A 21,897-nucleotide genomic window follows, 5' to 3' on the forward strand; every position below is an offset into this window, starting at 1 on the left:
GACGGCGGGTACGCCGTCCCGGCCGCCCTCGCCGCCGACGACGGCTCCCACGGCCGTCAGCAGGAGCGCGAGCCCCGCCACCCCGGCCGCGAGCCGCCCCGCACGAGCGCGCCGCTGACCGAGCGTCACAGCATGCCCCTGCTGCGCCGACGCATCCGCGACCAGCCGAGACCCAGGGCCACCAGGACAGCTCCGGCGCCCGCGGAGAGCAGGGACGTGACCACGAGCTTGCTGTCGCCGCCCGCCGCCACCGACAGGTCCGAGGCTCCGCCCTTCAGCTGGCTCTCTGCGCCGTTGCCCTCGGCGACCGGGCCGCGGGAGCCGGACGTCGGCAGTGCCACATACGGGAACTTCTTCTCGAAGCCCTGGTCGTTCGCGTTCACCGCGTCACCCAGGTCGTTCTTCTGGCCGAGCAGTTCGCCCTCGACCACCTGGAGGGAGATGTCGATCACATCGTCCGTCAGCCGCCGCCCGTTGGGGAAGCCAGCCTTGTCGCCGTCGAGCACCCCGAGGCGCTTGGGCTCATGGGTGGGCGGGATCGAGGTGTTGAGCCGCAGCGCCTCGGCGGGCGTGACGTTCGGCGGCTGGTTGAGGTCCTTGACGCCGGTCAGGAACACCGACACCAGGTCGTCGCGCGGGGTCGCGGGAGCCTTGATCTTGTAGATGGACTCGATGAGCTTCGGCAGCTCGGGTTCGGTGACGAACGGGAGGAACTCCGCGTCGTTCCACGGCGACGAGGCGTTGAACTTGTCCTTCGCCTTCACCGGGATGACGACCTCGTTGACGAGCGGCATGCCCAACCGTGACACCTGGGTCCAATCACCGCTCGCGTTCTTGCGGGAGGTGGTCGACCAGATGCCGACCACCGGCTGGCCCTCGGACTCCCGGATGTGCTCGGTCGGCACCTGGAGCGCGATGCTGTTGACGTTGTAGCCCTTGAGCGTGTCGTTGCCGACCTCCGAGAGATCGCCGCCGTACAGCAGGTCGAAGACGCGCAGATCGAGGAAGAAGGGGTCGTCGGCCTGGCCCGCGAACACCGAGGAGCCGTCCTCCATCCGGTGCACGGCCTGGGCGCGCAGCTGCGCGTAGTCCGGCATGGACGCTTTGCCCACGTTCGAGGGGGCGACCGGCACATGGTCGGCGATCTTCGTGTTCGAGATCACACGCTGCTTCTTCAGCTTCAGCAGTTCGAGGTCGTAGGTCTGCGTGATGTTGAGGTCGGGGTCGTCGATGCTGGTCACCGCGCCGGTGTTGTACAGGAAGGTGTCACCGTTCTTGACCTGGTCGTGGAAGGTCCAGCGGTAGAGCAGATCGCCCTGTGCGTCGCCGTCCGAGTCGATGTGGATCTCGTAGCGGGCGTCCTTGGCGAACTTGTAGAAGTTCGGCCCGCCTCCCGGTTCCTCGAACGGCAGCCAGTTGGCGACGATCGTGGTCGTGTCCGGCCGGTCCGGGCTCACGAACGCGTATACGTCCGTGTTGTCCAGCTGGGGCTGGCCGGAGATCAACGGGGCCTCGCGGTGGCTGGAGGCGTGTGCCGCCCCTGGCGCGAGCGTGGTGGTGACCCCCGAGGCCGCGAGCCCCCCGGCTGCCAGCGCACCACAGACGAGCGCGGCGAGATTCCTGCGCCCTCGCGCGCTCCACTTCATAGCGGTCATCGCGTCCATCCCGTCCTGTCCAGAGGACCTAGGTTCAGTCCTGCTTGCTGACCGGTGTTCGGGGCAGGAGACCGGGTGGATTGGCGTGGATCGAAAATGAATCGAGGGTGGCGTGGAACTGTCCAACTCGCCCTGGAATCGGTTGTATTCGCTGAGTAATCGTCAACACCCGTACAGGGATGGTGAATCCCGCGACCGGGATACACGAGTGTCACTGCGGGACGATAGGGTTAACCTGCCCGGGCCGGGTGCCCTCGTACGGGTGGGGAGTGAAATGGAACAGATAACGGTGCGCAGCAGGGCGCGAGTGCCCGCGATCACATGCGGAAGCAGTGCGACCAGCTCGCGTCTCGACCGCCATCTCGCGGTGCTGGGCGGACCTGCCGTCCCGCAGCGTGAGTCGGCGGAAGCGACCTCGCTGATGCGCGAGCTGACGACGCGCGATGTGGCGCACACCCACACCAGCAGGAGCGCGCGGGTCTCGCTCTTCGCGCCGCTGCGCCGGCTGCGGCGCTCGCTGTTCGGCAGCCGCCGGCACTAGGTCAGGCAGACTCGCAGCTTCCGGCCTGGGTGGCCGGCAGGCGGAGCCGGGCTCGCGTGACCACTTCACGCGCACCCGTCCCCCGCTCGCCCGTCCGGCTCCGATGCCCGCCACCCAGGCCGCGCACCGTACCCATCCACGTCGTGCGACGCACCCACCCAGGCCGTGCGCAGCACCCGTGGCAGCCCCGTCGGCACCCACCGTTCCGCCCCGGACGAACTCCGGATGACACGGCACTAGAGCGGCAACGCCGGGAGCTTGGCCTCGTACAGCCACATGGCGAACAGCCGGTCCAGCGGTCGCTCCGAACGTCGCCGCGCCAGGGCGATGAACGCCTCCGTCGTCACCACCCCGTGCCGGTGGACCGCAGTCCACTCCCTCAGCAGCCCCACGAACGCCGCGTGCCCCATCTCGGTGCGCAGTGCGTGCAGGGTGAGGGCGCCCCGTTCGTAGACCCGGTCGTCGAACAGACGCCGCAGTCCCGGATCGGCGATCCGGATGTCCTGCCGCATCATGGCCAGTCGCGCCCGCGACCTGGCCGCCAGCGCCGAGGCGGAAGGCCCGCCGGACAGCTCGGACCACAGCCACTCGGCGTACTTCGCGAAGCCCTCGTTGAGCCAGATATGCCGCCAGTCGGCCACCGTCAGACTGTTGCCGAACCACTGATGGGCCAGCTCGTGCGCGACCAGCCGCTCGCTTCCCCGGCGGCCGTCCACATGGTTGGCGCCGAAGACCGACAGGCCCTGTGCCTCCACGGGCACGTCCAGTTCCTCGTCCACCACCACGACCGCGTAGTCGTCGAAGGGGTACGGGCCGAACAGGTCCGTGAACACCAGCATCATCTCCGGCTGCCGCGCGAAGTCCCGCTCGAACCGGCCGAGCAGGGCGCCCGGTACCGCGGCCGGCTGCGGAACCTCACCCGCGTGCGCCACCTCCACCAGCTCGTACGGCCCGATCTGGACGGTCGCCAGATAGCTGGCCATGGGCGCGGGCTGCTCATACACCCAGGTCGTGGTGGAGGCACTGATACTGCGTGCGATGAGCGCCCCGTTCGCCACCACTGTGTACGGGGACGGGGCGGTCACCGTGATCCGGTAGGCCGCCTTGTCGTCCGGGCGGTCGTTGCAGGGGAACCAGGAACGCGACCCGTTCGGCTGTGACGCCACCAGCGCACCCTCGTCCAGCAACTCCCAGCCCAGATCGCCCCAGTCGCGGGTACGTACGGGACGGGGGACCCCCGTGTAGCGCACCTCCACCGTGAAGGGCGCGCCCGCGCGCAGCGGTTTCGCCGGCCGGATCCGCAGCTTGTCGCCGCGATGCGTGTACTTCGCCGGCCGGGCTCCGTTCACCAGGACCCTGGTCAGTCGGAACTGCCCGAGATCGAGCACGACCTCGGGCAGCGCTCGCATGGTCCCCACCACGGCGTGGATCACCGCCCGGCCGCTGAGCCGGCCGGTCTGCGGACGATAGTCCAGCTCCAGGTCGTACCGCGTGGTCCGATGGCCGTCATCGCCGTGCTGCGGCAGATACGAATCCGTCACCGTCGTGCGTCCTTCGGTCGTGCCCTGCGCCGCGCCGCTCACGCCTTCCACGCGGCGATCGGGTTGCCCAGCCACCGTGTGTCCGGGGGGACCCGCTCCCCGCGCATCACCAGCGACGCCGGACCGACCGCGGCACGGTCGCCGATCACCGCACCGGGCAGCGCGATCCCATGCGGACCGAGTGTCGCACCGGCACCGAGAACCACATTGTCCATCCGCATGATCCGGTCGTGGAAGAGATGGGTCTGCACGACACAGCCCCGGTTGACGCTGGCCCCGGGGCCGATCGCGACGAGATCGGCCTCCGGCAGCCAGTACGTCTCACACCAGGCGCCCCGGCCGATCCGCGCCCCGAGACCGCGCAGCCACAGGTTCATCAGCGGGGTGCCTGTGGTGGCGCCCACCAGCCAGGGCACCGCCAGCACCTCGACGAACGTGTCAGCGAGCTCGTCGCGCCACACGAACGACGACCACAGCGGCTGCTCAACCGCCCGGAACCTGCCCACCAGCAGCCACTTCGCGGCCAGCGCGACCAATGCCGCCGCCACCCCTGCGACCAGCAGCAGCAACCCGCCCAGCAGCACCGCGACGACGGCCCCGAAGTGCCCGGCGACCAAGGCGAACGCGGCGAGCGCGAGGACGGCCAGCGCCACCCCGCACATCACCGGAACCACCCGGCACAGCTCCACGGCGGCACGCGCCAGCCGCAGCCGCAGCGGCGGGGCGAAGGTGCGGCTCTGGTCGCCGTCCTCGGCTGCCCGGGGCAGCCTCATCGGCGGCATGCCGAGCCAGGAGGAGCCGGCCTTGGCCCGCTTGGGGGCTGCCGACAGCACACCCACCAGGCCCCGCTTGGGCACCCTGCGGCCTGCCGCGGCCATCCCGGAATTGCCGAGGAAGGCGCGCTTGCCGACCCGTGCCTCGGCGAGACGCAGCCAGCCGCCGCCGAGCTCGTATGACGCGACCATGGTGTCGTCGGCCAGGAACGCTCCGTCGCCGACCGTCGTCATGGTCGGCAGGGCCAGCACGGTAGACGCCTCGACCCCGCGCCCGATCCGCATACCGAGCGCGCGCAGCCACACGGGCGTGAACAGACTGGCGTACAGCGGGAAGAGATGTACCCGCGCCATGTCCATCAGCCGCTCGGTCGCCCACGCCTGCCAGGCGACCCGGCCGTGCACCGGATGGTGGCCCTCGCACAGCCCGATCCCCAGCAGACGGACGCCGGTCACGATCAGCACCGCGTACGCGGCCATCGCGACCAGCGTCGCCAGCGGTACCGCGGCCAGTGCCGCCGCCAGCGCGTCCCCGGGTCCGTCGGCGCCGTGCAGGAAGTCGCCGATGACCAGCAGACCCGGCAGCGCCGCGACAGCGGGCAGCAGTCCGATGAGCAGCGACGACACCGAATAGACGGCGGTCCAGCGGCGGCGCCGCCCCGGACGTCCACCCGGCAGGCCCCGTCCCGCCCTGCCCTGCTTCGACGCCGGGGCCCCCGCCCAGCGCTCGCCGCCGGGGACGGCCCCGGTCACCCCGGAGCCGGCCGCCACCTCCGCCCGCTTGCCGATACGCGCACCGGGGAACAGCGTGCTGCGCGCACCGACGACAGCACCCGCCCCGATCCGCAGCGTGCCGATATGCAGCCGGTCGCCGTCCAGCCAGTGGCCCGACAGGTCCACCTCAGGCTCAACCGCACAGCCCTTGCCGAGCCGCAGCATCCCGGTCACGGGTGGCAGGGCGTGCAGATCGACGTCGTCCCCGACCCGCACGCCGAGCGCCCGCGCGTAGTACGTGAGCCAGGAACCGGCGAGCCCGGTCGCTCCGCTGAGCTCGGCGAGCCGCTCCGCCGTCCACAGCCGCAGATGCGTACGGCCACCTCGGGCGTACGTGCCGGGCCGCAGACCGCGCAGCAGCAACCGGGCCCCACCCGCCGCGATCACGATCCGCCCCGGCGGGCTGACCACGAGCAGCCAGCCGACGGCCACCCACCACCAGGACACCGCAGGGGCCCAGGGTGACCCGACGACGTTGTTCACGGCGGCGGCGACCACCGCCCAGCGCAGGCCCAGGACACTCATCAGCGGCAGCATCAGCAGCAGTTGCGCGAGGCCCGTGCGCAGCGCCACCGGGCGCACATCGCGGACTTTCGTACCGCGCCCGGACGCCGCCTCCAGAGTGCCCGCCAGCGCCCCGAGAGTCGGGTTCCGGTAGATGTCGCCTACCGAACCGGTGCCGTAGCGCTCGCGGATCCGCGAGACCAGCTGAGCGGCGGCGAGGCTGCCGCCGCCGCTCACGAAGAAGTCGGCCCCGGGTCCGCCGACCGGTGCCCCGAGCAACTCGCGCCACTGCGCGGCCAGCCATGCCTCGGTCTCGCTCAATCCGGCCGCGCTCGGGACGCCGCTGTCCGGCAGGGGCCACGGCAACGCGTCCCGGTCCACCTTTCCCGACGTACGTGTGGGCAGTGCGGTGACGACGGCGATGACGGGCACAAGCGCGGCGGGCAGCTCCTTGCGCAGCCGCGCCACTGCGTCAGCCGCGTCAAAGCCGACGTCGGTGTTGAGCGTGGCGTCGGTGTCGAGCGTGGCTTCGGTGCCGTGCGGCACCACGTAGCCCACCAGCAGCTGGTGGCCCGCGGTCGTGGTGCGGACGGCCGCCGCGGCACCCGCCACGCCAGGGAGCGCCTGGAGGGCCGCGTCGATCTCGCCCAACTCGATACGGCGACCACCCAGCTTGACCTGCTCGTCCGCCCGGCCGACGAAGACCAGCCCCGCGGGCTCGGCACGCACCAGATCGCCACTGCGGTAGGCGCGGTCCCAGCCGAGCGCGGGCAGTGGGGCGTACTTGCCCGCGTCCTTGCCGGCGTCCAGATACCGGGCGAGACCGACCCCGCCGATCACCAGCTCGCCGGTCGCGCCCATCGGTGCCAGCCCGCCGCGGTCGTCCACGACCGCGAGCTCCCAGCCGTCCAGTGGCAGCCCGATACGCACCGGGCCCGTCCCGGTCAGCGGGGCGGCGCAGGCGACGACGGTGGCCTCCGTCGGGCCGTAGGTGTTCCATACCTCGCGTCCCGGCACGGCCGTCCGCTCCGCCAGCTCGGGCGGGCAGGCCTCACCGCCGAAGATCAGCAGCCGCACCTGGTCCAGCGCCTCCACCGGCCACAGCGCGGCGAGCGTGGGCACCGTCGACACCACGGTGACACGCTGCTCGACCAGCCAGGGCCCCAGGTCGACTCCCGTCCGTACGAGAGAGCGCGGCGCGGGTACCAGACACCCACCGTGCCGCCAGGCCAGCCACATCTCCTCACAGGACGCGTCGAACGCGACGGAGAGTCCCGCGAGCACCCGGTCGCCCGGTCCGAGTGGATCGGCCGCCGCGCCCGCGAGGAAGAGCCGCGCCTCCGCGTCCACGAACGCCGCCGCGCTGCGATGAGTGACGGCGACTCCCTTGGGCTTCCCGGTGGAACCCGAGGTGAAGATCACCCAGGCGTCGTCGTCGGGCCCGGGCCTGCGCCCCGTCCTCCCGCCTGGCGTCCCGCGCACCGCGATACCGCGCCCGATCCCGATCACGGCCACAACCGCGGCCTCCCCGAAGACCAGCTCGGCACGCTCGTCGGGGTCCTCCGCGTCCACGGGGACGTAGGCCGCGCCACTCGCGAGCACCCCCAGGATGGCCACGTACAGGTCGACGGTCCCGGACGGCACGCGCACGCCCACCCGGTCACCGGCACCGACCCCCCGTTCGGCGAGCCGCTGGCGCAGGTTCTCCACCTCCGCGACGAGACCGCGGTACGTGAGAGCCCCGCTGCCGTCATCCACGGCCGGCGCCTCGGGGTACCGACCCGCTGTCGCCTCCAGGATGTCGAGCAGGGTCCGCTCGGCGGGGGCGGCTCCCGCGACGAACAGCGCCGGTGCGGGCGGCGCGCTCGCGTCGAGGAGCGGATCGAGTAGCGTCGGCGTGTCCGGCACGACGGTCATATGGTCGGCCGTTCGCCCACCTGCGTGACGCGGTTCTCATTGCTGCGCATCGCTCACTCTCCGTCCGTGCGGTGTGGAGTGCGTCGCGAATCGTGGTACCTCGCGCGCATGGCAACCGAGGAGTCTATCCGCGGGCCCGCGGCCCCGCACGGGGTGCCCGCACCCGGTGGTGCCCCGGGCGCGGGGTGCTCTGACTACCCGGCCTGGCCGGCGTTTGAGGCCGGACACGCCGGTCCATCGTGCGGGGTGGGGGTGCACCGCGGCACCCGGTGCCCCGGGCATGGGTTGCCCCGACTACCCAGCCTGGCCGGCGTTTGAGGCCGGACACTCCGGTCCACCGTGCGGGGTGGGGTACACCGCGAAACCCCGCACCCCGTGCAACGGGGCTCAGCGGACCACGCCGGAGGTCCGGAGGTCCGCGATCTCCGGGGCGCTCAGCCCCACCTCCCGCAGCACCGCGTCCGTGTGCTCCCCGAGCGCGGGAATCGCGCCCATCCGGAGCTCCGGGCCACCCGGCAGGTTGATCGGGGGCAGGAGCGCGCGCAGCGGGCCCGTGGGGGAGGGCACCTCACGCCAGCGGGCGCGGGCCTCGAGTTGGGGGTGGTGAGCCAGGTCGGCGACCGTGTTGAGGCGGGCGCAGGCGATCCCCGCCGCCTCCAGGCGGCCGACCGCCGCGTCGGTGGCGAGGCGGGCCAGCGCCTCGCCCACCACCGCGTCGGTCTTCGCGCGGTTGGCGGTGCGTGCTGCGTTCGTCGCGAAGACGGGGTCCTCACCCAGCTCCGGGCGCTCCAGTACCTGTTCCGCGAGTCGCCGCCATTCGCGGTCGTTCTGCACGGACAGCAGCACCTGGCCGCCGTCCGCCGTGGTGTAGGCGTCATACGGCGCGATCACGGCGTGCGCCAGGCCCGTGCGCGCCGGGGGCGTGCCGCCGTGCATGCCGTGGTGCAGGGGGTGCCCCATCCATTCGGCGAGCGACTCCAGCATGGAGATCTCCACCGGCCCCCCGAGCCCGCTCGTCGCGCGCCGCAGCAGCGCGGCGAGCACTCCCGAGAACGCGTACATCGCCGCCGCGACATCCGCCGCCGGGATGCCCGCCTTCACCGGCTGGTCGGGAGTCCCGGTCACGGAGACCAGTCCCGCCTCGCACTGCACCAGCATGTCGTACGCCCGCTTGTGGGCGTACGGGCCGTCCGCCCCGTATCCGGAGATGTCCACCGCCACAAGCCGCGGGAACTCCGCGCACAGCGTCGCCGCGTCCAGCCCGAGCCGCGCCGCGGCGCCGTGTGCGAGGTTCTGTACGAACACATCGGCGCCGGCGATCAGCCGGCGCACCACGGCGGCCCCGCGGGGTTCCTTGAGATCGACCGCGACTGACTCCTTGCCGCGGTTGCACCAGACGAAGTGCGAGGCGAGTCCCTGGGCCGCGGTGTCGTACGCGCGCGCGAAGTCGCCGCCGTCCGGTCGCTCGATCTTGATCACCCGGGCTCCGAGGTCCGCGAGCTGGCGGGTGGCGAACGGCGCCGCCACGGCCTGTTCGACCGCGACGACGGTGATTCCTTCGAGGGGCAGCGGCTGGCTCATGGCAGCCGTACTACCGTGTACCAGCCACGTTTGTCATCCCTGCTCCGCTCAGGCGCGCTCAGATCAGCGCGAACTGCCCGGCCGGGCCCTCCTCGTGGTGGTCCAGCACCGATGCGGGCTTCCGCGCGGCTTCCGACACCGGCGGGAGTTCCAAGTCGGCCGGGCCGGTCGCGGCGACGGCCTGGGCCAGGGTCTGCCGCTGGGCCTCCAGCCGGCCCAGCAGCGCCAGGACGGTGATGAGTTCCAGCAGCTCGGACGTCCATTCCTGGGTCCAGGCACCGGGCCCGACCGCCGCGAGGGTGCCTGGCTCCGCCCCAGCCGTACGCCGTTCGAACCAGTGCGCGAGCACCGGTACCCCGGCCACGGTGAAGTCCCATGCCTCCGCCGGGACGGGGGCGATCCGCCCCGTGCCGACCAGCAGGGCCTCCTCGTCCGCGTCGTACGCGATGGCCTCGGGGCGTGCCGGGAGCGAGGCCCGCACATAAGGCCGCCGGCCACCGGGCAGCCTGGGCCGTTCGGCCCCGCGGGCGCCCCTGAGCTGGATCTGAACCATCTGCCGCCCCAGCCGCACTCCGTCCTCCCACACCCCGGGATCCGGGGAGAGCGGCACCTCGTACCCACGGGTCGCCGAGGCGGACGGCTGCCCCGCCGCGATGATCCAGGCGAGGATGTCCTCAGCGCCGACCTGCCGCCCGTAACGCGAGGACAGTGCCGCCACCACCCCCGCCGCGAGATTGGGCTCGGTCCCGCCCGGCCGCCGGTACAGCGGACGTATCCTCCCCGGCCGCCCGGCAGGGGAGCGGCCGTCGGGCAGAACGGCGGACACCAGCAGCCCCGGACCCGCCGTTCCGGGGACCCGCCCGAGCTCATGGACGAAGAGCTGCCGCTCGTCGGCGACCCGCCACAGCTCCGGGCGGGCGACATCGATCAGGCGGTGGTCGGGAACGACCCACTGCCGGTCGAAAGGCCCGTGCACGATCCGGACCGGCTCCGGGCACGTCCCGCCCTCCTCGGCCAACCGAGAGGTCCCGGTGGACTGTCCGGGCAGAGCGGCGACAGCGCTGTGCAGCGTCCGCGCCCGCGTCTCCCCGAAGAGTGCCCGCCGTTCACCCTCGTCGGCCCGGACCAGCGTGTCCCAGCGGGCCCGCAAGGTCCCCGGGTCGGGGGCCACCACCCAGTCGCGGCCCAGCCTGAGCGGTCCGGTGGACCAGGGCATCAGATCGTCCAGCAGCATCGCGGTGATCACTCCGCCTCGACGGTCACCGAGAACGAGAACCGGTCCCCCCGGTACCGGATGCGCGCCACATCCACCACCCGCCCCTCGTCGTCGTAGGTCACCCCGGTGTAGTGCAGGATCGGCGACAGCAGCGGCACCTGGAGCAACTCGGCGGTCTCCGGGTCGGCGAGCCTCGCCTCCACCGTGTCCGTGATCCGGCTGATCCTTACCCCGACGACATCCCGCAGCACCTTCGTCATCGGCCAGCGTTCGAGATCGGCGGCATCGAGCAGCGCCGCGACATCCGGCCGTACCGCGTTCTCCGCCCAGTTCGTGGGCTCGCCGCTGTCCCCGTCCCGGCGGAGCCTGCGGTACGTCACGACCTCGTCCACGTCCGTGAAGAACTCGGCGAGTTCACCGGGCACCGTGCCGGTGCCGTGCCCGAGTACCGTGGTCAGCTCGCCCGACTGCTGGGCCACGATCGCGTCGATCGAGCCCAGCAGCCGGCGCGGCGCGCTGCGCCGCGCGCCCGGCTCGATGAACGTGCCGCGCCTGCGGTGCCTGCTGATCAGCCCCTCGGTCTCCAGTTCCTTCAGCGCCTGCCGCATGGTCAGCACACTCACCCCGTAGTGCTCGGCGAGCTGCTCCTCGGTGGGCAGCCGCAACGGGTCATGCGGCCCGCGCCCCAGTATCGAGGCGCGCAGCGACTGCGAGACCTGGTACCACAGCGGCAGCTTGCGGTTCAGGACGAGCGAGTCCGGGGCGAAGGCGGTCACGGCATCTCCGTACGACGAGTACTACGACTACTACGGCCGGAAGTGGCGCTCAAGACCCTGCCATACGTCGTCGTACCCCTGTTGCAGATGTCCGGCGCCCGCCGCCTGCCGGGTAGCTGTCACGGGCCAGCGCGTCTCGAACATGAACGCGAGGCCGTCGTCGATCCTCTGCGGCTTCAGTTCGGCGGCGCTGGCCTTGTCGAAGGTCTCCCGGTCGGGTCCGTGCGCGGACATCATGTTGTGCAGCGAGCCGCCGCCGGGGACGAAGCCGCCCTCGCCCGCGGTCTTGGCGTCGTACGCGCCCTCGATCAGGCCCATGTACTCGCTCATCACATTGCGGTGGAAGTACGGCGGGCGGAAGGTGTCCTCGCCGACCAGCCAGCGCGGTGCGAACACCACGAAGTCCACGCTCGCGAGCCCCGGGGTGTCGGTCGGCGAGGTGAGCACGGTGAAGATCGACGGGTCCGGGTGGTCGTAGGAGATCGTGCCGATCACATTGAACCGGTGCAGGTCGTAGACGTACGGCAGATGGTTGCCGTGCCAGGCCACCACATCGAGCGGGGAGTGGTCATAGGTGGCGGCCCACAGGTTGCCGCAGAACTTGTTGACCACCTCCACGGGGCCCTCGACGTCCTCGTACGCGGCGATCGGGGCACGGAAGTCCCGTGCGTTCGCGAGGCCGTTGGCGCCGATCGGCCCCAGGTCCGGGAGCTGGAAGGGCGCGCCATAGTTCTCGCAGACATAGCCCCGGGCCGTGTCGTCGAGCAGCTCGACCCGGAAGCGTACGCCGCGCGGGATCAGCGCCACCTCGCCCGGACGGGCCGCGAGCAGGCCGAACTCGGTGCGCAGCAGCAGCCCGCCGTGCTCGGGCACGATCAGCAGCTCGCCGTCGGCGTCGCTGAACACACGCCGCTCCATGGCGGCGTTGGCGTGGTAGAGGTGCACGGCCATGCCGGTGCGCTGGGCGGCGTCGCCGTTGCCGCCGAGGGTCCACAGGCCGGCCAGCCAGTCGGTGCCGGGGGCGGGCGCGGGCAGCGGGTTCCAGCGGAGCCGGTTGGGGTCCGCCACGGTCTCCGTGAAGGGCGCGGAGCGCAGCGCGCCGTTGTCGACCCTGGTGAACGGCGGGTGGGCGGCGGACGGCCTGATCCGGTACAGCCAGGAGCGCCGATTGTGGGCGCGCGGCTCGGTGAAGGCGGAGCCGCTGAGCTGTTCCGCGTAGAGGCCGAGCGGGGCCCGCTGCGGTGAGTTTCGGCCCAGCGGTAGTGCGCCTGGCACGGCCTCGGAGCTGTGTTCGTTGCCGAAGCCCGTCAGGTACTCCAGCCCTTCGGCGGTCTTTCCGGCCTGCTCGGTGCTGTTGCCGCCGCTCGTTCCGTTGCCGCTCATGCGCACTCCCGATGCGTCCGCTAATGAATCCTATGCTGAAGAATAGGATTCCCTGTGCGACACGGTCCCGTCAACGGCATCACGGCGGCCCTGTCGAGGCGCCGTCAGTCGGTCGGGCACCGCCCGCCGACACGCCCACCTCCGTTCGACGGGTCGTTCTCCTGTTCGCGTGAGTGCTGAACGCGGCACGGCGTCACCGCGTACTAACCGGTGCGGTGACACGTCTGAGTGCGAACAACAGGAGTGGCAATGACTGAAGGTGACGGGCCGATCATCCACGGACTCCCTGACGGCGGGGCCGAGCTGTCCGTCGTCCTGCGGCTGCGCTGGGACGACGTGGCCGCACTCGGCCGGGAGGCCAGCCGGCTCGCGGAGCAGCGGGGGGCGCCGGTGAGTCTGGACGAGGCCGCGAGTCACCGGCTGCGTACCTGGTCGGCGGTGGCCAAGAGCCCGGACGAGAAGGGGCACGTCGCCCAGAGCGCCCCGGCGGCCGGCCCCTCCGCTCCCACCTCGGCCGCGATCTCGGCGGCGCCCGCGAACGACCGGTCGCGGGTCCAGGTGGGTCCGATGAGCGAGTCGGCCCGGGTCGCCTCGATCTCGGCGGCGCCCGCCGCGGCTGCCCGCCAGGTGCAAACGGCCTCGGCCGCGGCCGGTCAGACGTCGGCCTGATCCCGTCCCGCGTCTGATGCCCGGTGGTCCCGAGTCTCCCCACCCCGCTTACAGGAAGGAGCGGGGTGGGGTGGGGCGGTCCAGGGGGTAGGGGGAGAATCACAGCATCCCCGGCAGGTCGGGCGCTGGTGCTGGAAAACTAACACCGCTAGTTTGGGCGTCGGATCACCACCACCGGCGTGCCACGCCCAAAGGAGACAGCGGATGAAGGCCCACGACGGGATGTACATCGGCGGCAACTGGCGGCCCGCCGCAGACACCGGCACCATCGCGGTGGTGAACCCCGCGGACGAGCAGGTCATCGGGCATGTCCCGGCCGGTACCGCCGAGGACGTGGACGCGGCGGTACGCGCCGCCCGCGCCGCCTTCCCCGTCTGGGCCGCGACCCCGCCCGCCGAGCGCGGGGCCGCCATCGGCGCACTGCGTGACGCGCTCGCCGCCCGCGTGGCCGAGATCGCCGAGACCGTCACCGCCGAACTGGGTGCGCCCGCACAGCTCGCCCAGACCGTCCACGCGGGCCTGCCGGTGCTGGTCGCGGGTTCGTACGCGGAGCTCGCCGCCTCGTACTCGTTCGAGGAACGGATCGGCAACTCCACCGTGCTGCTCGAGCCGTTGGGTGTCGTCGGCGCCATCACGCCCTGGAACTACCCGCTGCACCAGATCGTGGCCAAGGTCGCCCCGGCGCTGGCGGCTGGCTGCACGATCGTGCTGAAGCCGGCCGAGGACACCCCGCTGACCGCGCAGCTGTTCGCCGAGGCGGTCCATGAGGCGGGTCTGCCGGCAGGAGTGTTCAACCTGGTCACGGGGCTCGGCCCGGTCGCGGGACAGGCACTCGCCGAACACCCCGGAGTGGACCTGGTGTCCTTCACCGGCTCCACCGCCGTCGGCCGGCAGATCGGCGCGATCGCGGGCGCCGCAGTCAAGCGCGTGGCCCTGGAGCTCGGTGGAAAGTCCGCCAACGTGATCCTCCCGAGCGCCGACCTCGCCAAGGCCGTGAACGTCGGCATCGCCAACGTCATGTCCAACTCCGGCCAGACGTGCAGCGCCTGGACCCGCGTGCTGGTCCACACCGACCAGTACGACCAGGCCGTGGCGCTCGCCGCGGAGGCCGTCGCCAAGTACGTACCCGGCGAGCGCGTCGGCCCGCTCGTCAACGCCAAGCAGCAGCAGCGGGTGCGCGCCTACATCGAGCAGGGCATAGCCGAAGGCGCCCGGCTGGTCGCCGGCGGTCCCGAAGCCCCGCACGAGACCGGGTACTTCGTCGCGCCGACCGTCTTCGCCGATGTCACGCCCGAGATGACGATCGCCCAGGAGGAGATCTTCGGCCCGGTGGTCTCGATCCTGCGGTACGAGGACGAGGACGACGCGCTGCGGATCGCCAACGGCACCGTGTACGGTCTGGCCGGCGCGGTGTGGGGGGAGCGGGACGAAGCCGTCGCGTTCGCCCGCCGGATGGACACCGGGCAGGTCGACATCAACGGCGGTCGCTTCAACCCGCTGGCGCCGTTCGGCGGTTACAAGCAGTCGGGCATCGGCCGTGAACTCGGCCCGCACGGTCTCGCCGAGTACCTGCACACCAAGTCCCTCCAGTTCTGACCTGTTCCATCGGTTCCACTGGTTCTGTTCAGTTCTGAAAACCACCGAGGAGTGTGGAGCGTGGTCCGCGCCGCCGTCCTGCCCGCCATCGGCTCCCCCCTGGAGATCACCAGGATCGAGCTCCCCGAGCCCGGCCCCGGCCAGGTGAGGGTCCGTATCGCCGCCGCCGGGGTCTGCCATTCCGATCTGTCCCTGTCCAACGGCACCATGCGGGTGCCGGTGCCCGCGGTGCTCGGCCATGAGGGAGCGGGCACGGTCGTGTCCGTCGGCGAGGGCGTCACCCATGTGGCGCCCGGCGACGACGTGGTCCTCAACTGGGCGCCGTCCTGCGGGAAGTGTCACCACTGCTCGATCGGCGAGGTCTGGCTCTGCTCCGACGCACTCACCGGCACCGGCAGGGTGCACGCTGTCGCCGAGGACGGCACCGAACTCCACCCAGGCCTGAACGTCGCCGCCTTCGCCGAGGAGACCGTCGTCGCCGGCAACTGCGTCCTGCCGGTACCGGACGGTGTGCCCCTCACCGATGCCGCGCTCCTCGGCTGCGCTGTGCTCACCGGCTACGGCGCCGTGCACCACAGCGCCCGGGTCCGGGAGGGCGAGTCGGTGGTCGTGTTCGGCGTCGGCGGCGTCGGACTCGCGACCCTCCAGTCCGCCCGGATCGCCGGTGCTTCCACGATCATCGCCGTGGACGTCTCCCCGGAGAAGGAGGAGCTGGCCCGCCGCGCCGGTGCCACCGAATACGTCGTCGCCTCCGACACCACCGCGCGGGACATCCGCAAGCTGACCGCTGGTCAGGGCGCGGACGTGGCCATCGAGTGCGTGGGCCGCCCGGAGACGATCCGTACCGCGTGGGACTCCACCCGGCGTGGCGGCCGTACGACGGTCGTCGGCATCGGCGGCAAGGACCAGCAGGTCACCTTCAACGCCCTGGAGATCTTCCACTGGGGCAGGACCCTCTCGGGCTGCGTCTACGGGAACTCCGATCCGGCGCGTGACCTCCCGGTGCTGGCGGAGCACATCCGCGCCGGTCGGCTCGACCTGAGCGTTCTGGTCAGCGAGCGGATCGGTTTGGACGGCATCCCGGCCGCGTTCGACAACATGGTCGCCGGACGCGGTGCCAGGGCACTGATCGTGCTCTGAGTCCGAGGACACGGGCGCGGTACGCCCCTACCGCGCCCGCCCTTGTACGCGTCAGGTGGCCGAGGGGCCTGGCGTGCCCGCTCGGCGGCGTCGGCCGGCGTGGCGGTGATCAGCAGCCCGTTGCGTCCTGTGTGCCCCTCGATGTGGACGTCCCCCGTGCCCCGGTCCCGCTTCGCTCGTTCCGCAGCGCGTACTGCACCGACAGCCCGTCCAGCAGCGCCCGCAACCCCGTCGCGAACGCCCCTTCGTCCACCTGCCGCTGCCGGTCGGCGAGCAGGTGGGCCTGGCCGAGGTGAGGGTAGTCGGCGGGGTCGTACGCCGCCTCGTCGTCGACGAAACCGCGGGCGAAGGAGCCCAGTGCCGAACCGGTGATGAAGTACCGCATCAGTGCGCCGATATGGGTGGCCTGGGACGGCGGCCAGCCGCACCGGACCATCGCGCCGAAGACGGTGTCGGCGACTTTGAGCCCGGCGGGCCTTCGGCCGGGGCCGCGGGCCAGTACCGGGACGATGTTGGGGTGCTCGGTGAGGGCCGCGCGGTAGGAGAGGGCCCAGTCGTACAGCGCGGTGCGCCAGTCCCGGCCGTCCGAGGCGTCGAACATCGACAGGTCCACCTTGGCGCTGACGGCGTCGGCGACCGCGTCGAGGATCTCGTCCTTGTTGCGGAAGTGGTTGTAGAGCGAGGGGCCGCTGACCCCCAGCTCGGCGGCGAGTCGACGCGTGGAGACGGCGTCCAGCCCTTCGGCGTCCACCAGCGCGCTCGCTGCCGCGACGATGCGATCTCTGCTGAGCAGGGGCTTGCGCGGTCGGGCCATGCGGCACATAGTAGGCCTGCCAGCAAGAAACTAGCAGTGTTAGTTAAAAGTGGGGAGTGCCCGGTGGATCTGAAGCTCGGCGAGGAGCACGAGGCCGTCCGGAAGCTTGCCCGCGACTTCGTCGGGCGCGAGGTCACGCCCTATGCCACCGCGTGGGACCGGGCCGAGGACGTCGACCGGGCCATCGTGGGGAAGCTGGGCGCCATCGGCTTCCTGGGACTCACGATCGACGAGCGGTACGGCGGCTCGGGCGGTGACCACCTCGCGTACTGCCTGGTCACCGAGGAACTCGGGCGCGGTGACTCGTCGGTGCGCGGGATCGTCTCCGTCTCCCTCGGGCTGGTCACCAAGACCATCGCGGCCTGGGGGAGCGAGGAGCAGAAGCGGCACTGGCTGCCACGCCTGACCTCGGGGGAAGCTCTCGGCTGTTTCGGGCTCACCGAGCCCGGCACCGGGTCCGACGCCGGAAGCCTCACCACCAGGGCCGTAGCGGACGGCGACTCCTATGTCCTCAACGGTTCCAAGATGTTCATCACCAACGGCACCTGGGCCGATGTCGTGCTGCTCTTCGCCCGCACCGACGACAGGCCTGGGCACCGGGGAGTATCGGCCTTCCTGGTGCCCGCGGACACGCCGGGGCTGACCCGCCGCCCCATCCACGGCAAGCTCGGACTGCGTGGTCAGGCCACCGCCGAACTGGTCCTCCAGGATGTCCACGTCCCCGCGTCGGCGCTGCTCGGCCCGGAGGGGAAGGGCTTCTCGATCGCCATGTCCGCGCTGGCCAAAGGCCGGATGTCGGTGGCCGCCGGGTGTGTCGGCATCGCCCAGGCCGCGCTGGACGCGGCTGTCGGCTACGCGGGGCAGCGCGAGCAGTTCGGCAAGCCGATCGCCTCGTACCAGCTCGTGCAGGAGCTGATCAGCGATATCGCCGTCGACGTGGACGCGGCACGGCTGCTGACCTGGCGGGTGGCCGATCTCATCGACCGGGGCGAGGACTTCGCCACGGCCGCGTCCAAGGCGAAGCTGTTCGCCTCCGAGGCCGCGGTGCGGGCGGCGAACAACGCGCTCCAGGTCTTCGGCGGCTACGGCTATATCGACGAGTACCCGGTGGGCAAGCTGGTGCGCGACGCCCGGGTGATGACGCTGTACGAGGGCACCAGCCAGATACAGAAGCTGATCATCGGCCGTGCGCTGACCGGGGTCTCCGCGTTCTGAGCCCCGCCCCCGTCGAAGCCACCGGTATCTGAGCTGTTCGTCTGAGTACCCGTACGGATGTGGCGCCTGTCACGTTCGCCGATGCTGGCTCCATGAGTGACACGCAGATCAAGCAGCAGAACACGACTGCCTACTACTCCCAGGCCGTGATCTCCTTCGCCGTCGCCCTCGCGGCGGTCGCCCTGGGCATCGTCTACCTGGACGCCGACGCCTGGGTGCGCGCCTTCCTCGGTATCGCCGTGCTCTTTCTCACGACCTCGTCCTTCACCCTGGCCAAGGTCGTCCGTGACAAGCAGGAGGCTGGACAGATCGTCAGCCGGGTGGACCAGGCCCGGCTGGAGAAGCTGCTGGCGGAGCACGACCCGTTCCAGAAGCTGTGAGCCCGTTCTAAGCGCTTGCTCAGCTTCGGGGTATGGTGTTCGTCCGGCCAGGAGGCGGAGACGAAGGGGCGGAGCGAGCGATGGGTACGGCGGAGGAAGCATCCGGCGTCGATGACATGTCATGGGGCGAGGTCACGCCCGAGGCGGCCAGGCGGCTGCTCGTCGCCGCCGTCGAGGCGTTCGCCGAGCGCGGATACCACGCCACCACGACACGCGATATCGCCGGCCGGGCCGGAATGAGCCCGGCCGCGCTCTACATCCACTACAAGACCAAGGAAGAGCTGCTCCACCGGATCAGCCGCATCGGACACGATCGCGCGCTCGAGCTTCTGACGGAGGCCGCCGACAGGGAGGGCACGGCCGCCGAGCGGCTCGCCGACGCCGTGCGCTGCTTCGTCCGCTGGCACGCTGAGCGGCACACCACGGCACGGGTCGTGCAGTACGAGCTCGAGGCGCTCAGCGAGGATCACCGCGCCGAGATCGTCGCGCTGCGGCGGAAGTCGGACGCGGTGGTCCAGCGCATCGTCAACGAAGGCGTCGCGGCAGGGGAGTTCGACGTGCCGGACGTCCCCGGGACGACTCTGGCCGTGCTGTCCCTGTGTATCGACGTCGCCCGGTGGTTCAGCGCCCAGGGCCGCCGCACGCCCGACGAGGTCGGCGCACTCTACGCCGACCTCGCGCTGCGCATGGTCGGTGCCGCCGCGCGGAAGTAGCGGCCGGGGCGTGGGTGGTGGCGGACGTGGCAGCGGTGGCGATCAGAAGAAGTAGCGGGACACCGACTCGGCCACGCACACGGGCTTGTCGCCGCCCTCGCGCTCCACGGTGACCAGGGCCGTCACCTGCACCCCGCCGCCTGCCTCCTCGACGTTCTTGAGTACCGCCGTGGCGCGCAGTCGGGAACCGACCGGCACGGGCGCGGGGAAGCGGACCTTGTTGGTGCCGTAGTTGATGCCCATCTTCATCCCCTCGACCCGCATCACCTGGGGGACGAGCGCGGGCAGCAGCGACAGGGTGAGATAGCCATGCGCGATGGTGCGGCCGAACGGACCGGAGGCGGCGCGCTCGGGGTCCACATGGATCCACTGGTGATCGCCCGTGGCGTCGGCGAAGAGGTCGATCCGCTTCTGGTCGACCTCCAGCCAGTCGCTGTATCCGAGCTGCTCGCCCACTCCGGCGGTCAGCTCGTCTGGGGACGTGAAGATCCTCGGCTCGGCCATGTCTTCTTCCTTGCCTCTCATCCGACGGGACGCGCATCTAAGCGACTGCTTAGCATGGTGGGCGGGCAGGCGTCTGTCAACGGACCCCGGCCGGATGAACGGCCGGTGCGGGGTGGCCCGCACCCCCCGTGCCGGGCCACCCCGCGCCGGACGGGGCTACTCGTATTCGGTGCCGCCCTTGCGGGTCAGATACGCCGGGCTGACGGCCTTGGCTATCGCCCGGCCCCCGGTCACCGGGCTGTAGCGCTCGCCCGCCGGACGGATCACCACGCCCTCGCGCAGATGCAGCTCCCGCCCCGACACGGTCTCCCGACCGCTCGCGAGCTCCAGGACTCTGTCCAGCGTGAACGGTCCCTCATACAGCCGGGGAACCAGCGGCAGCTCACCGTCGAGCAGTTCAGCCGCGTCGAGCCACTCGACCCGGCCGTCGATATCGGCGGACACGTCGAACACCGCGAAGCCGAGCGCGGCCGAACGGGCGTCCGCGCCGTAGGCCAGGTCCTGCACTCCGGAGCCGTACACCTCGCCGAAGACACCCACCCGCCGCGCACCGAGTCGCTCAGCCAGCCGTGCCGCCACCTCCGGCACACCATGGCCGTGCACCGCACGCCAGTACAGATTGCGCGGGTCCTCCCGGAGCGCGAGGCCCTTCGAGCCGAAGCCTTTCGAGGACACCAGCACTTTCCCCGACGAGGCGACATAGGTCACCAGGCAGGCCGTGCCGTGCAGCTTCTCCGTGAGCACGACGGGCTCATCCGGAGCGAAGATGTCCGGATAGCGCTGGAGGTTCTCGATGTCGACCCAGGGCAGCAGCTCCGGGGCCGCCTCGATCTCACCGCTCATCGTGGGCGGTATCGGCGGCGACCACTTGGTGATCCCCAGCAACTCGGTGAAGTCCGTGCCCTCGGTGGCCGCCTGGGTCAGATCGGTGTCCGAGAGCGCCCTGGGGCGGCACACGATCCCCTGTGACAGCTCACCGCGCAGCCGCACCGCCTTGACCCGGTCGGACGCCCGCCCCGCGAGTCGTCCGGTCAGCCCGAGCTCCTCGATGAGCACGGCCGGGAGCACGGCCTGTTCCGGGATGTAGACGGCGATATCACCACTGCGGTAGGCGCCCTTGGCGACGACGGCCCGGTACAGGCCCACCTGGGCCAGTTCGAGGGCGTCGGCGTTCGGATGCTCATGGATGGTCAGCACTTCGGCGGTGACGCGCAGCGTCGACATGTCACGGCTCCCTGGACGTGGTTGACGTACAACGCCACTGTCGCCGTGGGGAATTAGGGTGGGCCAACGGTTTGTGTCTCTGCTATGTCCGCGCGGCGGCGCAGGGGACCGGCGTCTCGCTGCCGGTGCCCCTCGCCCGGCGGTTGGGCGTCAGGCCACCGACGCCAGTGCCCTGCCGCGCATCCGCTTGGCGTTCCTCAGCGCCTCGTGCGTCAGCACGGGTTGGGGCACCATCACTCCGCAGCCCGCGCACACCGGACCGTAGCCCGGATCGTGCTCCAGATCCTGCCGCCAGACGATGCGCCGGTCCGCGCACACCGGGCACACCGCACTCGGGCCCGATCCGAGTGCCCTGATCAGTCGGCGCAGCACCACATCCAGCGGATCCGACGGGTGCACCTCCGGGTCGTCACAGCGTGCGATCCCGTTGCCGCCCCAGGTACGCCGGTGCCAGTCGTCGATCGACCCCGGGCGCCGCAGTCCATCGTGCTTCTCGCGTTTACGTCGCTCGGCGAACCGCTCCTCGTACGCGAGCCACACGGCCCGCGCCTGCTCCAACTCGTCGAGCGCGGCCACCAGCCGCCCCGGATCGGGAGCGCGGTCCTCGGGCTCGATACCGTGCCTGCTGCACAGATGATTCCAGGTCGCCCGGTGCCCGTAGGGGGCGAACCGCTCCAGGCACTTCCGCAGGGAATAGCGCCTCAGCGCGAGATCACCGCGCGGGTCGCGGACCTGTCTGGCAAGACTCCGGAAACCAGCCATCGCACTGCCACCTCCGTCGCTCGTACTCCATGGCTCGTACTTCCGCGTTGAGGAATGGACGTACGACTACCCAATCCGGCTCCATCGAACATCCGTCCCGGGATACGGGGCTGAAACCAGCCGGATGGTCGGCACGGGCGGCGCCGGAAGGGGCATGCGCAGCCGAAAAACTGACGACCGCTCATCTTACCGACGAGTCATATGGCCAGTAGCCTGCGC

General features: G+C 71.3%; 18 protein-coding genes. 7 read left to right on the plus strand and 11 right to left on the minus strand.

The features are described from left to right. Nucleotides 1-125: 125 nt before the first annotated feature. A complete protein-coding gene (locus tag ACFWI9_RS12590; protein ID WP_387161232.1) occupies nt 126-1,655 on the minus strand; it encodes a DUF4331 domain-containing protein in 1,530 nt (509 codons plus the stop codon). 274 nt (nt 1,656-1,929) lie between these two features. On the opposite strand from ACFWI9_RS12590, the gene ACFWI9_RS12595 reads away from it, so the two are divergent. After that, nucleotides 1,930-2,196, plus strand: a complete 267-nt coding sequence (locus ACFWI9_RS12595) for a hypothetical protein (protein WP_387161233.1) — start codon at nt 1,930-1,932, stop codon at nt 2,194-2,196. Nucleotides 2,197-2,432: 236 nt separating this feature from the next. Here the strand turns inward: ACFWI9_RS12595 and ACFWI9_RS12600 are convergent, their stop codons facing one another. The 6 genes from ACFWI9_RS12600 to hmgA all read right to left on the minus strand — a co-directional run bounded on the left by ACFWI9_RS12600 (nt 2,433) and on the right by hmgA (nt 12,661). Next, nucleotides 2,433-3,788 carry a M1 family metallopeptidase gene (locus tag ACFWI9_RS12600; RefSeq protein WP_387161236.1) on the minus strand — a complete coding sequence of 452 codons (1,356 nt, stop codon included), beginning with the start codon at nt 3,786-3,788 and terminating at the stop codon, nt 2,433-2,435. Continuing rightward, on the minus strand, nt 3,776-7,705 hold the full coding sequence (locus ACFWI9_RS12605; protein WP_387161238.1) for a Pls/PosA family non-ribosomal peptide synthetase: 3,930 nt from the start codon (nt 7,703-7,705) through the stop codon (nt 3,776-3,778). The genes ACFWI9_RS12600 and ACFWI9_RS12605 overlap by 13 nt, the downstream gene beginning before the upstream one ends. Before the next feature lie 387 nt (nt 7,706-8,092). Next, nucleotides 8,093-9,286, minus strand: a complete 1,194-nt coding sequence (locus tag ACFWI9_RS12610; protein WP_387161239.1) for a CaiB/BaiF CoA transferase family protein — start codon at nt 9,284-9,286, stop codon at nt 8,093-8,095. Nucleotides 9,287-9,344: 58 nt separating this feature from the next. Then, nucleotides 9,345-10,520, minus strand: a complete 1,176-nt coding sequence (locus ACFWI9_RS12615) for a type ISP restriction/modification enzyme (protein ID WP_387161300.1) — start codon at nt 10,518-10,520, stop codon at nt 9,345-9,347. A gap of 8 nt (nt 10,521-10,528) precedes the next feature. Continuing rightward, a complete protein-coding gene (locus tag ACFWI9_RS12620) occupies nt 10,529-11,278 on the minus strand; it encodes a GntR family transcriptional regulator (RefSeq protein ID WP_387161240.1) in 750 nt (249 codons plus the stop codon). Between the two features lie 30 nt (nt 11,279-11,308). Beyond that, entirely contained in the window at nt 11,309-12,661 is a 1,353-nt protein-coding gene (gene hmgA / locus ACFWI9_RS12625; protein ID WP_387161242.1) for a homogentisate 1,2-dioxygenase, read from the minus strand. 249 nt (nt 12,662-12,910) lie between these two features. On the opposite strand from hmgA, the gene ACFWI9_RS12630 reads away from it, so the two are divergent. The 3 genes from ACFWI9_RS12630 to ACFWI9_RS12640 all read left to right on the plus strand — a co-directional run bounded on the left by ACFWI9_RS12630 (nt 12,911) and on the right by ACFWI9_RS12640 (nt 16,066). Then, the gene (locus tag ACFWI9_RS12630; RefSeq protein WP_387161244.1) at nt 12,911-13,330 is read left to right on the plus strand and encodes a hypothetical protein; all 420 of its coding nucleotides are present in this window, start codon (nt 12,911-12,913) and stop codon (nt 13,328-13,330) included. Between the two features lie 204 nt (nt 13,331-13,534). Then, nucleotides 13,535-14,926 (plus strand): aldehyde dehydrogenase family protein, encoded by a 1,392-nt coding sequence (locus tag ACFWI9_RS12635; RefSeq protein ID WP_387161246.1) that lies wholly within the window; start codon nt 13,535-13,537, stop codon nt 14,924-14,926. Nucleotides 14,927-14,986: 60 nt separating this feature from the next. Then, nucleotides 14,987-16,066, plus strand: coding sequence for a Zn-dependent alcohol dehydrogenase (locus tag ACFWI9_RS12640; protein WP_387161247.1), 1,080 nt, complete (start codon nt 14,987-14,989; stop codon nt 16,064-16,066). A gap of 109 nt (nt 16,067-16,175) precedes the next feature. Here ACFWI9_RS12640 and ACFWI9_RS12645 read toward each other — a convergent pair whose 3' ends face one another. Then, entirely contained in the window at nt 16,176-16,880 is a 705-nt protein-coding gene (locus tag ACFWI9_RS12645; RefSeq protein ID WP_387161249.1) for a TetR/AcrR family transcriptional regulator, read from the minus strand. A 63-nt stretch (nt 16,881-16,943) separates the two neighbouring features. On the opposite strand from ACFWI9_RS12645, the gene ACFWI9_RS12650 reads away from it, so the two are divergent. From ACFWI9_RS12650 to ACFWI9_RS12660, 3 genes are all read left to right on the plus strand, one after another. Further along, on the plus strand, nt 16,944-18,095 hold the full coding sequence (locus ACFWI9_RS12650; RefSeq protein ID WP_387161251.1) for an acyl-CoA dehydrogenase family protein: 1,152 nt from the start codon (nt 16,944-16,946) through the stop codon (nt 18,093-18,095). A gap of 92 nt (nt 18,096-18,187) precedes the next feature. After that, a complete protein-coding gene (locus ACFWI9_RS12655; protein WP_387161253.1) occupies nt 18,188-18,475 on the plus strand; it encodes a YiaA/YiaB family inner membrane protein in 288 nt (95 codons plus the stop codon). An 80-nt stretch (nt 18,476-18,555) separates the two neighbouring features. Beyond that, complete coding sequence (locus ACFWI9_RS12660; protein ID WP_387161255.1) at nt 18,556-19,188, plus strand: TetR family transcriptional regulator; 633 nt, start codon at nt 18,556-18,558, stop codon at nt 19,186-19,188. A 42-nt stretch (nt 19,189-19,230) separates the two neighbouring features. Here the strand turns inward: ACFWI9_RS12660 and ACFWI9_RS12665 are convergent, their stop codons facing one another. From ACFWI9_RS12665 to ACFWI9_RS12675, 3 genes are all read right to left on the minus strand, one after another. Then, nucleotides 19,231-19,692 (minus strand): MaoC family dehydratase, encoded by a 462-nt coding sequence (locus tag ACFWI9_RS12665; protein WP_387161257.1) that lies wholly within the window; start codon nt 19,690-19,692, stop codon nt 19,231-19,233. Between the two features lie 156 nt (nt 19,693-19,848). Continuing rightward, the gene (locus ACFWI9_RS12670) at nt 19,849-20,916 is read right to left on the minus strand and encodes an RNA ligase (ATP) (RefSeq protein ID WP_387161260.1); all 1,068 of its coding nucleotides are present in this window, start codon (nt 20,914-20,916) and stop codon (nt 19,849-19,851) included. Between the two features lie 150 nt (nt 20,917-21,066). Continuing rightward, nucleotides 21,067-21,678 carry a hypothetical protein gene (locus ACFWI9_RS12675; RefSeq protein ID WP_387161262.1) on the minus strand — a complete coding sequence of 204 codons (612 nt, stop codon included), beginning with the start codon at nt 21,676-21,678 and terminating at the stop codon, nt 21,067-21,069. Nucleotides 21,679-21,897: the final 219 nt, after the last annotated feature.

Origin of the sequence: Streptomyces sp. NPDC127084 (genome assembly GCF_042724175.1) — a bacterium.
In the GTDB taxonomy this organism is placed as follows: Bacteria; Actinomycetota; Actinomycetes; order Streptomycetales; family Streptomycetaceae; genus Streptomyces.